Annotated in this window: 10 protein-coding genes; 6 read left to right on the top strand and 4 right to left on the bottom strand. The window is 70.3% G+C overall.

Annotation, left to right across the window (positions count from 1 at the left end):
* Nucleotides 1-35: 35 nt before the first annotated feature.
* Together QRY02_RS03960 and QRY02_RS03955 are read left to right on the top strand one after the other, a co-directional pair.
* Nucleotides 36-2,948 carry a ribonucleoside-diphosphate reductase subunit alpha gene (locus QRY02_RS03960; protein WP_285990117.1) on the top strand — a complete coding sequence of 971 codons (2,913 nt, stop codon included), beginning with the start codon at nt 36-38 and terminating at the stop codon, nt 2,946-2,948.
* A 14-nt stretch (nt 2,949-2,962) separates the two neighbouring features.
* Nucleotides 2,963-4,036 (top strand): ribonucleotide-diphosphate reductase subunit beta, encoded by a 1,074-nt coding sequence (locus QRY02_RS03955; RefSeq protein WP_093952035.1) that lies wholly within the window; start codon nt 2,963-2,965, stop codon nt 4,034-4,036.
* 48 nt (nt 4,037-4,084) lie between these two features.
* Here the strand turns inward: QRY02_RS03955 and QRY02_RS03950 are convergent, their stop codons facing one another.
* Complete coding sequence (locus QRY02_RS03950) at nt 4,085-4,543, bottom strand: NUDIX hydrolase (protein WP_285990116.1); 459 nt, start codon at nt 4,541-4,543, stop codon at nt 4,085-4,087.
* A 17-nt stretch (nt 4,544-4,560) separates the two neighbouring features.
* Nucleotides 4,561-4,965: a pyridoxamine 5'-phosphate oxidase family protein gene (locus tag QRY02_RS03945; protein ID WP_285990115.1), complete on the bottom strand. Its 405-nt coding sequence runs from the start codon at nt 4,963-4,965 to the stop codon at nt 4,561-4,563.
* 81 nt (nt 4,966-5,046) lie between these two features.
* Between QRY02_RS03945 and QRY02_RS03940 the strand changes: the two genes are divergently transcribed.
* The 4 genes from QRY02_RS03940 to QRY02_RS03925 all read left to right on the top strand — a co-directional run bounded on the left by QRY02_RS03940 (nt 5,047) and on the right by QRY02_RS03925 (nt 10,196).
* Complete coding sequence (locus QRY02_RS03940; RefSeq protein ID WP_285990114.1) at nt 5,047-5,964, top strand: AraC family transcriptional regulator; 918 nt, start codon at nt 5,047-5,049, stop codon at nt 5,962-5,964.
* 151 nt (nt 5,965-6,115) lie between these two features.
* Nucleotides 6,116-7,576, top strand: coding sequence for a cytochrome P450 (locus tag QRY02_RS03935; protein ID WP_285993760.1), 1,461 nt, complete (start codon nt 6,116-6,118; stop codon nt 7,574-7,576).
* A 237-nt stretch (nt 7,577-7,813) separates the two neighbouring features.
* On the top strand, nt 7,814-9,631 hold the full coding sequence (locus QRY02_RS03930) for a putative bifunctional diguanylate cyclase/phosphodiesterase (protein ID WP_285993759.1): 1,818 nt from the start codon (nt 7,814-7,816) through the stop codon (nt 9,629-9,631).
* Nucleotides 9,632-9,734: 103 nt separating this feature from the next.
* Nucleotides 9,735-10,196, top strand: coding sequence for a peroxiredoxin (locus tag QRY02_RS03925; RefSeq protein WP_285990113.1), 462 nt, complete (start codon nt 9,735-9,737; stop codon nt 10,194-10,196).
* Here the strand turns inward: QRY02_RS03925 and QRY02_RS03920 are convergent.
* Both QRY02_RS03920 and QRY02_RS03915 read right to left on the bottom strand, forming a co-directional pair.
* The gene (locus QRY02_RS03920; RefSeq protein ID WP_285990112.1) at nt 10,193-10,723 is read right to left on the bottom strand and encodes a GNAT family N-acetyltransferase; all 531 of its coding nucleotides are present in this window, start codon (nt 10,721-10,723) and stop codon (nt 10,193-10,195) included. The two genes, QRY02_RS03925 and QRY02_RS03920, sit on opposite strands and share 4 nt — an antisense overlap.
* A 38-nt stretch (nt 10,724-10,761) precedes the next feature.
* On the bottom strand, nt 10,762-11,970 hold the full coding sequence (locus QRY02_RS03915) for an LCP family protein (RefSeq protein WP_285990111.1): 1,209 nt from the start codon (nt 11,968-11,970) through the stop codon (nt 10,762-10,764).
* Nucleotides 11,971-11,981 lie beyond the last annotated feature (11 nt).

Genomic DNA, 11,981 nt, shown 5'->3' with positions numbered 1-11,981 from the left:
GGCGATCGAACGCGCCCGAAAACTTGGAGACACGCATGTCAGTCGAAACCGGTCAGCGGCCCTCCGCCGCGGACACACCCACCGCGATCCGGGTCATCCGGCGGGACGGCAGCGTGTCGCCGTTCGACGCCGGGAAGATCTCGGTCGCGCTGACCAAGGCGTTCCTCGCGGTCGAGGGCGGCGACGCCGCCGCGTCCTCCCGCGTGCACCACGTCGTCGCCGAGCTGACCCAGCAGGTGGAGACCACCCTGCTGCGCCACGCCGGCCCCGAGACCGCCCTGCACATCGAGCAGATCCAGGACATCGTCGAGCTCGCCCTGATGCGCGGCGAGCACCACAAGGTCGCCCGCGCCTACGTCCTCTACCGCGACGAGCGCGCCAAGGCCCGCGAGGCCGCCAAGCCGGCCGCGACCGAGGTCTCGCTGAACGTCAAGGGCACCGACGGTGTCCTGCGCCCGCTCGACTGGGCCCGCGTGTCCCACGTCGTGGGCGAGGCCGTCGCCGGTCTCGAAGACGTCAGCGCCGAGCCGGTGCTGGCCGAGGCCAAGCGCAACCTCTACGACGGCATCAGCGCCGACGAGCTGGCCCTGGCCCAGGTCCTGGCCGCCCGGGTGCTGGTCGAGCAGGAGCCGAACTACTCCTACGTCTCCGCCCGGCTGCTGCTGGACAAGCTGCGCGGCGAGGCGCTGAGCTACCTCGCCGGCACCCCGCGCCTGGCCAGCCAGGACGAGATGGCCGGCGAGTACCCGGCGTACTTCCGCGCCTACCTGCGCCGGGCGATCGAGCTGGAGCTGGTCGACGCCGAGCTGCAGCGCTTCGACCTCGACAAGATCACCGCCGCGATCCGGCCCGAGCGCGACCTCGACTTCGGCTTCCTCGGCCTCCAGACGCTGTACGACCGGTACTTCCAGCACCACGACGGCACCCGCTTCGAGCTGCCGCAGGCGTTCTTCATGCGCGTCGCCATGGGTCTCGCGATCCGGGAAGACGACCGCGAAGCCCGCGCGATCGAGTTCTACGAGCTGCTGTCGAGCTTCCACTTCATGGCCTCGACGCCGACGCTGTTCAACTCGGGCACCACGCGCCCGCAGCTGTCGTCCTGCTTCCTGACCACGGTGGACGACGACCTGGACTCGATCTTCCAGGCGTACAAGAACAACGCGCTGCTGGCGAAGTACTCGGGCGGCCTCGGCAACGACTGGACCCCGGTCCGCGGCCTCGGCGCGCACATCAAGGGCACCAACGGCCAGTCGCAGGGCGTCGTGCCGTTCCTCAAGATCGCCAACGACACCGCCGTCGCCGTCAACCAGGGCGGCAAGCGCAAGGGCGCGGCGTGCGCGTACCTCGAGACGTGGCACGTCGACATCGAGGAGTTCCTCGACCTGCGCAAGAACACCGGTGACGACCGCCGCCGCACCCACGACATGAACACCGCGAACTGGGTGCCGGACGAGTTCCTCCGCCGCGTCGAGGCCGACGCGCAGTGGACGCTGTTCTCGCCGAACGAGACGCCGGACCTGCACGACCTCTACGGCAACGAGTTCGCCACCCGCTACCGCGAGTACGAGGCGATGGCCGACCGCGGCGAGATCAAGGTGTTCCGGCGCGTCCGCGCGGTCGACCTCTGGCGCCGCATGCTGACCATGCTGTTCGAGACCGGCCACCCGTGGATCACCTTCAAGGACCCGTGCAACCTGCGCTCGCCGCAGCAGCACGTCGGCGTGGTGCACTCGTCCAACCTCTGCACCGAGATCACGCTGAACACCACCGTCGACGAGGTCGCGGTCTGCAACCTCGGTTCGGTGAACCTGCTCAAGCACGTCACGCCCGAAGGCCTGGACACCCAGCGCCTCGAGAAGACCGTGCGCACGGCCGTCCGCATGCTGGACAACGTGATCGACATCAACTTCTACACGATCCCGGAGGCGCGCCGCTCCAACCTGCGCCACCGCCCGGTCGGCCTGGGCATCATGGGCTTCCAGGACGCGCTGTTCGAGATCGGCGTCCCGTTCGCCTCCGAAGAAGCCGTCAAGTTCGCCGACGTCTCCATGGAGCACCTCTCCTACTACGCGATCTCGGCGTCGACCGACCTCGCCGAGGAGCGCGGGCAGTACCAGTCGTTCGAGGGATCGCTCTGGAGCAAGGGCATCCTGCCGATCGACTCGCTGCAGCTGCTCATCGACGCGCGCCAGGGCGACGGCCTCGACGTCGACACCTCGTCCACTTTGGACTGGGCGCCGCTGCGCGAGCGGGTCAAGACCGTCGGCATGCGCAACTCGAACGTGATGGCGATCGCGCCGACCGCGACGATCTCCAACATCTCGGGTGTCGGCCAGTCGATCGAGCCGCTGTTCCAGAACCTGTTCGTCAAGTCGAACATGTCCGGCGACTTCACCGTCGTCAACCCGCACCTGGTCAAGAGCCTCAAGGAGCGCGGGCTCTGGGACGAGGTCATGGTCAGCGACCTCAAGTACTTCGACGGCAGCCTCGGCCAGATCGACCGCGTGCCGGACGACCTGAAGGCGCTGTACGCGACGGCCTTCGAGATCGAGTCGAAGTGGATCGTCGACGCCGGTTCGGTGCGCCAGAAGTGGATCGACCAGGCGCAGTCGCTGAACCTGTACATCGCGGCGCCGAGCGGCCGCAAGCTCGACCAGCTCTACCGCTACGCGTGGCACAAGGGCCTCAAGACCACGTACTACCTGCGCGCGCAGTCCGCGACGCACGTGGAGAAGAGCACCCTGCGCGGCACCGACGGCAAGCTGAACGCCGTCTCGGCGACCCCGGCACCGGCGGCTCCCGCCGCGGCTGCCCCGGCCCCCGCGCCGACGCCGGCACCCGCGCCTGCGCCCTCGCCGAAGCCGGAGCCGGAGCCGGACGTCGACTTCGTCGCCACCGAAGGCGCCGCCTGCCGCATCGACGACCCCGACTGCGAAGCCTGCCAGTAAGGAACCCGAGGAACATGACCAACGTGGAGACGACGGACGCGACCGGCCTCGGGGAGATCGAGGTCGGCGCCGCCCGGATCAACGTCGACGACAAGCGCATGATCAACGCGCGCGCCGACGTCAACCAGCTGCTGCCCATGAAGTACAAGTGGGCGTGGGAGAAATACCTGGCCGGCTGCAACAACCACTGGATGCCGACCGAGGTCGCCATGCAGGCCGACATCGCGCTGTGGAAGTCCCCGGACGGCCTCACCGAGGACGAGCGGCAGATGCTCAAGCGCAACCTGGGCTTCTTCGCGACCGCGGAGTCGCTGGTGGCCAACAACATCGTGCTCGCGGTGTACCGGCAGATCACCAACCCCGAGTGCCGCCAGTACCTGCTGCGCCAGGCGTTCGAGGAGGCCGTGCACACGCACACCTTCCAGTACATCTGCGAAAGCCTCGGCCTGGTCGAGGGCGAGCTGTTCAACATGTACCGCGAGGTCCCGTCCATTTCGGACAAGGACGCGTGGGCGCTGAAGTACACGCAGAACCTGGAGAACCCGGACTTCGAGACCGGCACGCCGGAGGCCGACCAGGCGTTCCTGCGTGACCTCGTCGCGTTCTACGTGATCTTCGAGGGCATGTGGTTCTACACCGGCTTCGCGCAGATCCTGTCGCTGGGCCGCCGGAACAAGATGGTCGGCATCGCCGAGCAGTACCAGTACATCCTGCGCGACGAGTCGATCCACCTGAACTTCGGCATCGACTGCATCAACCAGATCAAGATCGAGAACCCGCACCTGTGGACCGAAGAGTTCCAGGCCGAGGTCCGCGGGATGCTGAAGGAAGCGTGCGAGCTGGAGGTCAAGTACGCGCGCGACACGATGCCGCGCGGCATGCTCGGCCTGTCGGCGCAGCTGTGCGAGCAGTACATGCACTTCATCACCGACCGCCGCGCGCAGCAGATCGGCCTGCAGCCGATCTTCGGCGAGACCGAGAACCCGTTCCCGTGGATGTCCGAGGCGATGGACCTCAAGAAGGAGAAGAACTTCTTCGAGACCCGCGTGATCGAGTACCAGTCGGGCGGCGCCCTCGACTGGGACTGAGCTCCCGGGCACACCGGCCCCGCCCTGGTCGTCCAGGGCGGGGCCGGTTCACGTCATGGCCACTCGCGCCGCCAGCTCCGCGTCCAGCGGGCTCATGTCCGCGTCGACGGGTTCGCCCGGTGTCCACCAGCGGAAGCCGAGCCCTTCGTCGCTGAGGGTCAGCCGCGGCGCGGTGGTCAGTTCGGTCCGGTAAACGGCGAGGAACTCCCGGCGCGCGGGCTCGGTCAGGGCGAACTCGGCCACCACGGCGAAGGTCAGCGCCACGCCACGGATGCCGGTCTCCTCGGCCAGTTCGCGCACGGCGGCTTCGCGACAGGTTTCGCCGGGCTCGCGCATCCCGCCGGGCAATTCCCACTGGCCGCGACGCCTGTCGTACATCATGAGGACGGCACCGGCGTGGACGGCCACCACCAGGGCCGCGGGCAGCGGCGGCAGGCCGCTTTCGGCCACGCGGCGCACGGCGAGCAGGACGGTCCCCGCTCGATCGCGGAGGGGAAGCTCGGCCACGTCGGCATCGTCTCCCGTCAATAGGCGTAGCGGCGCACGGTTTCCGGGTGGATCACCAAGCGCACCAGGTCCGTCTTCAGGATCGCCTCCAGGCCGGCCGCGCGGTCCGGGTCGTCGAGGTCCCAGTACCGGCCCGCCAGGCGTCGGGCCAGCTCATGCGCCCCGCCGGGTTCCACCGAAACGCGGCCTTCGACCGACACCCACCGCTCCCGCTCCCCCACCGGCGCCGCGACCACGATCGACGCGCGCGGATCCCGGCGCACGCGCCGCACCTTGGGCGCGTCCGGTTCCGAGAACAGCTGGATCGTGCCGTCGCCGGCGGCCTCGAACCACACGGGGCGGGGTCGGCCACCCGCCACGGTCAAGAACCCGTGCAGGGGACGGCGGAGGAACTCGAGGTCGTCGGACGTCAATGCGGTCATGCTCCGATTGAACCGGCCGGGCCCGGACGATCCCATGGGTGAAAAGCCGGATTCCCTGTCCATTCGTCTAACCTCGAGCTCGTGGACGACCTCTTCCGCGGTGTACGGGCCCACGGCTCGCTGTTCGGCAGCTCGGCCCTGTCGCCGCCGTTTTCGCTGCACTTCGTCGACGGCGCGCCTCTCACCCTGTGCACCGTGCTCTCGGGCGGCGGCTGGATCGTCCCCGAGCACGGCGAACCCGAGCCGCTGCGCGCCTACGACACCGTCGTCGTGCGCGGCCCGGAGACGTTCACCTTCGTCGACGAAATCGGCACCGACGCCGAGCCCGTCGCGTGCGGCGAGTACTGCGCGGCGCCCGAACTGGGCGGGACGCGGCACCGGCGCGGCTGGCGCGACGACGGCGAGGGACCGACCGCGCTGATCGTCGGCGCCTACCCGGCCGGCGGGGAGGTCAGCCGCCCGCTGCTGGACGCCCTGCCCGCCGTGCTGCGCGTCGGCGGCGGGGAGACCGGCGACGCCGTCCTGGACCACCTCGCCGCCGAGGTCGCCGCCGACACGCCCGGGCAGCAGGTCGTGCTCGACCGGCTGCTCGACTGGATGCTCGTCTGCACCCTGCGCGAGTGGTTCGACCGGCCCGGCGGCGAACCCCCGGCGTGGTGGAGCGCCCAGCGCGACCCGGTGGCCGGCCCCGTGCTGCGCTTGCTGCACGAAGAACCCGCCGCGCCGTGGACCGTCGCCGCGCTGGCCGCGCGCGCCGGGGTTTCGCGCTCGACCCTGGCCAAGCGGTTCACCGAGCTGCTCGGCGAACCACCGCTGACCTACCTCACCCGGCGCCGGATGGCGCTCGCGGCGGACCTGCTGGCCGAGCGGACCGCCGCCACGGTCTCGGAAGTCGCCCGCCGAGTCGGGTACGCCGACGCCTTTGGGTTCAGCGCGGCGTTCAAACGGGTCCGCGGCGTCACGCCGAGCGAGTACCGGCGGAACGCCACCTCCGCCTGATCGGAAGGCCGTCACCCGACAAGCCCGACGCCTGAAAGCAGGCCGGGGCTTTGCGCCTCCCCGCAAACCACCCGAAAAGAGGGCCGGCGAGGTGTTGTCAGACCGTCAACAAGGGTGCATCGTGGAGGGACAGCCGATCTCGACGCAGGAGATGGTCACTTTGCCGGGCACCGTGAGCCGAGCCGCCGAAGCGCTGCGCGAACGCGTGCCGACGCTGACCGCGCTCCCCCTGCCGCCCAAAGTCGACGAACGCTGGCTGCGGTCGCGCTGGCCCGTCGAGGAACTCGCGACGCCACCCGCGGGCAGCGGCCTCAAGCCGGTGCTGGGGGACGCGGGACCGCCGCTGGTCGGGCACATGCTCGAGATGATGCGCTTCGGCCCGGCGTTCGGCCTCCGCCGTTACGAGCTCTACGGCCCGGTGTCGTGGACCGGCGGCTTCGGCCGGAAGATCGTCGCGCTGTCCGGGCCCGAAGCCACGCAGATCGCGCTCGTCAACAAGGACAAGGCGTTCTCGCAGGAAGGCTGGAAGTTCTTCATCGAGAAGTTCTTCGAGCGCGGCCTGATGCTGATGGACTTCGGCGAGCACCACCTGCACCGCCGGATCATGCAGGAGGCCTTCACGCGCCCGCGGCTGGCCGGCTACGTCGGCGAAATGGGGCCCGCACTGCGCGAAGGCGTCGCGGGCTGGGGCTCGAGCGAGCGGCCGCGGCTGTACTGGGCGCTCAAGCAGCTGACCCTCGACGTCGCGACCCGCGTGTTCATGGGCATGCGCAGCGGCGGCGACGCGGCCCGGATCAACCGCGCGTTCGTCAGCTCGGTGCGCGCCGGCACCGCCTTCGTGCGCTTCCCGGTGCCGGGCGGGCGCTGGTCGGCCGGGCTGCACGGCCGGAAGGTCCTCGAACGCTACTTCGGCGAAAACCTGCCCGCCAAACGGCGTTCCGGCGGGGACGACCTGTTCGCCGCGCTCTGCCAGGCCACCACCGAGGACGGCGACCGGTTCTCCGACACCGACATCGTCAACCACATGATCTTCCTGATGATGGCCGCGCACGACACCACCACCATCACCAGCAGCGCCATGGCCTACTACCTGGCCAAGCACCCGGAGTGGCAGGAACGCGCCCGCGCGGAGTCCCTGGCCCTGGGCGACGACCTGCCCGACATCGCCGCGCTGGAGCGGCTGGAGACCCTCGACCTCGTGATGAAGGAGGCGCTGCGGCTGGTCGCGCCGGTGCCGTCACTGACCCGCCAGACCGTCAAGGACACCGAGGTGCTCGGCCACTACATCCCGGCGGGCACCCTGGTCGGCGTCTCGCCCACGGTCAACCACTTCACGCCCGAGTGCTGGACGAACCCCTTCGCGTTCGACCCGGAACGCTTCGCCGAACCGCGGCGCGAGGACAAGTCGCACCGGATGGCGTGGATGCCGTTCGGCGGCGGCGCGCACAAGTGCATCGGGCTGCACTTCGGCGGTCTCGAGGTGAAGTTGCTGATGCACGAACTGCTGCGGGCGTACCGCTGGTCGGTTCCGGAGAGTTACACCGCGCGCTGGGACTACGTCTCGCTGCCGGTGCCCGCGGACGGTCTCCCGGTCCACCTGACCCCGCGCTGACCCCGCGAGCGTCCACCACCGCATACGCAAGGTAACGAAAAGTTACCGTTTGTGGAGATTCGTTCACTCGTTCAGCCGGTAGACACCCTGTCACGCGCATGATGGCGTGGCATCGATCGTGGGCGAAGGCTGCCTGGTGTGGCTTCATGATCCCCGACACCGTGTCCGACCTGGCCATACCTGTGCGTGAAGAGGTGGAGTGTGCCTGAACCCGGTGCCGCGTCAGGGCTACTGGACGTGGCGCGCCGGTGGGCGGCGACGTTGGCCGACACCAAAGGAGTAACGCTTCCCCCGGAGGAGCTCCAAGCCCTGCTGCTCGAGGTCGCGAACGAAGCGGTCGACCAAGCCGGCTCGCAGCACGACGGCGCGCTGCTGCGGTTCACCGCGCTGTATGCCGCGTCGCCGATGGGGATCGCGCTGGCCGACCCCGACGGCGACATCGTGGAGGCGAACCTCGCCTTCGGCCAGCTGCTCGGCTGCTCGCCGGATCGGTTGCGGGGCAGGCACATCACCGAGCTCGGCTCGACCGACCACGACGTCTCGCGGCTCGAGGCGGGCTTGGAGCAGGTGCGCACCGGCCGCGACCGCTACCAGGAACGGATGCTGCTCGACCACACCGAAGACGGGCAGCTCTGGACCGACGTGACGCTCGCCCGGCTGCCCGGCGACCGGCCCGGCTCGATCTACCCGGTGCTGATGGTGTCGGACGCCAACGAGCTGCACCTGCTGCAGGAGCGGCTGCTGCACCAGAACGTGCACGACCCGCTGACCGGGCTGCCGAACGCGTCGTCGTTCACCACCAAGCTGGAAGCCGCGCTCGGCGCCGGCGCGCGCGACGACATCGCGCTGATCTACCTCGACGTCGACGGTTTCAAGGTGATCAACGACGGTCTCGGCGCCGGGGTCGGCGACCAGGTGCTGCGCGGGGTCGCGAACAAGCTGTCGGCGGTGTTCACCGGCCACCACGACGGGTTCGTCGCCCGGCTGTCCGGCGACGGCTTCGCGGTGCTGCTGCGCGGCGAGCTGGCGGCGACCGAGGTCGTCAGGCTGGTCGAGCGCGCCCTGGAGGACCTCAACGAGCCGATCTACCTGGGCGGGCACGGCATCGGCGTCAGTGCGAGCGCGGGCATCGTGGTGCGCGCCGCGGTCGAGGGCGGCGCCGCGGAACTGCTGCGGGCGGCGGAGATCGCGCTGCACCGGGCCAAGGAGGCCGGCAAGGCGCAGTGGATGCTGTTCGACCCGGAGCTGGACGCCCGCGACCGCGGCCGCTACCAGCTGGGCGCGGTGATCGCCGGCGCGCTGGAGAACGGCGAGTTCTCGCTGGTCTACCAGCCCACGGTGAAGCTGTCCCGGCCGGACGAGCTCGCCGCGGTCAACGCCGGGCTGCGGTGGAACCACCCGGAGAAGGGCGAGCTCGGCTCCGACGAGTTCTACCCGCTGGCCCAGACCACGGGCATGACGGTGCCGCTGGGCCGCTGGCTCCTCGCCGAATCCCTGGCGGCCACGGCCCGCTGGCGCACGCACCTGGGCGACGCGGCACCGGACGTCTGCGTGCGGCTCCCCGCCCGGCTGGCGATCGACCCGGACCTGGTGCTGCTGGTGAAGGAGCAGCTGGACAAGCACGAGCTCCCGGCGAGGGCACTGAGGCTGTGCACGGACCGCGACTCGATGCTCGATCCCCGCGGCGAGGTCCTGGACTCCCTGGCGGTCCTGGCCGACCTGGGCGCCCAGCTGGTGCTGACGATCTCGGGGTCGGCGGACCTGGAGCTGATCCCCCAGCACCAGCTCCCGGTCCGGCACGTGATCCTGTCGGGCCCGGTGGTCGACGCGCTGGACACGGACGAGCCGGCGGAGTCCGACCTGCGGCACCTGACGCAGCTGATCACCCGGGCCCGCGAGCTGCACCTGCGGGTGGGAGCGGAAGGCGTGCGAACACACGAGCAGGCGACCCGGCTCCGTCAGCTCGGCGTGATCGCGGCCCGAGGGCCGTTCGTAGCGGATTCGGCGACGGGTGACGAGGTCGACGAGATGATCGCCCGCCACCCGCCGAAGTAGCGCCCGAAGCGGCCTGGCCACAGCGCGTCCGGACCAAGCCGGTGGCGACCCTGCTCCGAAGACCCGGCAGGATGGGTTCCGCCCCCGACGAGAAAGGACGTCCATGGACGCCGGAGACCTCGCCCCCGACTTCACGCTGCCCGACGACCAGGGCCAGGAGCGCACGCTCTCGGACTTCCTGGCCACCGGGCCCGTGGTCCTGTTCTTCTACCCGGCCGCCATGACCGGGGGCTGCACCGCCGAGAGCTGCCACTTCCGGGATCTCGCGGCGGAGTTCGCGGCGGTCGGGGCACACCGCGTCGGGATCAGCCCGGACGCCATCACCAAGCAGCGGGCCTTCTCGGCGGCCAACAGCTTCGACTACCCGCTCCTGTCCGATGTGGAGGGTGAGGTCGCGAAGCAGTTCGGCGTGTGGCGGAAGCTCCTGCCGCTGCACACCAAGCGCGCCACCTTCGTGATCGGCGAAGACCGGAAGGTCATCGCGAAGATCAAGAGCGAGCTGAACTTCACCGTCCACGCCGACGAGGCGCTCAAGGTGCTGCGGGAGCGGAACAAGGTCGCCTAGCGAGGAGCGAGCCGCCACACGTGGTTGGTGCCCGTGCACGACGGCGCCAGCGGCTTCTCCGCCGGTTCCGAGCGCACCTTGGTGAAGCCGAGGCGTGCGGGCACCGCTCCACTTCGGACGTTCCGTTCGTCGTGCTTGATCTCGACGTACCCGGCGCCGAGGCGGAACGCCTCCTCCGTCAGCAGCGTGACGGCCCGGGTCATCAAGCCGCGGCCGACGAAACCGTGCGCGAGCCAGTAGCCGATCTCGACGCCGCCGTCGCGGGTCATCACGCCGATGCCGCCCGCCACCTCCGAGCCCAGCCGCAACGCGTATTCGTACGCTTCGCCGCTCTCCCAGCGATTCGCGGTCAGCCGCAGGAACTCCGCCGAGTCGTCGTCGGTGTACCCGCCCGCGGCCCAGATCAGGAACGGGCCCAGGTGCGCCAGCGAGCCGCTGACGACCGCCGTCAGCACCGGCCGGTCGCCCGCGTGCCAGCGGGTCAGCGTCAGGTCACCGTCGCGGTAGGTCTCGGCCGGGGTTTCCATGCGGCTCATGGTGCCCCGGCCGGGACGTCACACGCGAATCAATTCACGATCACGCTGTCGGGGACCTCGGTGTCGTTCTTCAGCGCGTCGAACAGCTGCTTGGACTTGGCCTTGTCCCAGTTCTCCGCCGACCCGCTGGTCACCGGCACCGTCGTCGTCACCACGCCGCCGGAGGAGATCCCGCGCATCGCGATCGCCAGGCCGGCGAGGTTGTGCACGTGGTCGCCGGAATCCATGGTCAGCGCGTCCGGTGCCGAGGACAGCAGCGGGAAGAAGTCGAACGGGTTCAGCAGCGTGCCGGGGCTGGCGATCTGGCTGACCAGCGCGCCGATGAACTTGCGCTGGTTGGCGACGCGGTCGAGGTCCGAGCGCGGGGTCGCCGCGCTGTGGCGCATCCGGACGAAGCCCAGCGCCGACCGGCCGTCGAGCGTCTGGCAGCCCGCCTTGATGTCGATGCCCGTCATCGTGTCGTTCATGTCCTGGTCGATGCACATGTCGACGCCACCGATCGCGTCGACGATCTTGGCGAACCCGCCGAAGCCGATCTCCGCGTAGTGGTCGATGTGCAGGCCGGTCGCACCTTCGACTGTCTGCGCGAGCAGCTTCGGGCCGCCGAGGGAGAACGCCGCGTTGATCTTGTTCTTGCCGTGGCCGGGGATCGAGACCTGCGAGTCGCGCGGCAGCGACAGCAGCGTCGGCTTGGTGCTGTTGTCCGGCAGGTGCGCGACCATGATCGTGTCGGTGCGCTGGCCGCCGCCCGCCGCGGCGACGTCGCCGGTGGCGAGCCGCTCCTCGTCCTCCGCGGTCAGGCCTTCACGGCTGTCCGAGCCGACGATCAGCCAGTTGGTGCCGGACGCGGCCACCGGGCGGCCGGAGTAGTCGGCCAGCGCGTCGACGCGCTTGATCGAGAACTCGAGGTACACCCAGATGCCGGCGAGGAACACGACGAACACCAGCACCAGCGCGCCCAGGACGCGGCCGAAGCTCCAGCGACGCCGGCGCGGCGGCCGGGACGGCGGGTAGTCGTCCTCGGCCGGGCGGCGGGGCGGGTCCTGCCGCGGCGGCGGGGGCGGGGCGTACTCGGGCTCGCGGGCGCCCATCGGGCGGGTGCGTTCGTCGTACGGGCTGCGGCCCCGCCCGGGCAGCGGCATCATCTGCGCGCGCTGGTGGTCCCGGGAGCGGCCGCCAGGCGGCCGGGGCGGCGGCATCCGGCGCCCGCCGTCGTCGCCACGGTACGTCATCACCATCACCCAATCCC

Source organism: Amycolatopsis sp. DG1A-15b (assembly GCF_030285645.1).
GTDB lineage: Bacteria > Actinomycetota > Actinomycetes > Mycobacteriales > Pseudonocardiaceae > Amycolatopsis.
The sequence above is the reverse complement of the archived record's forward strand: the minus strand, read 5'-3'. Positions and strand labels throughout refer to the sequence as shown.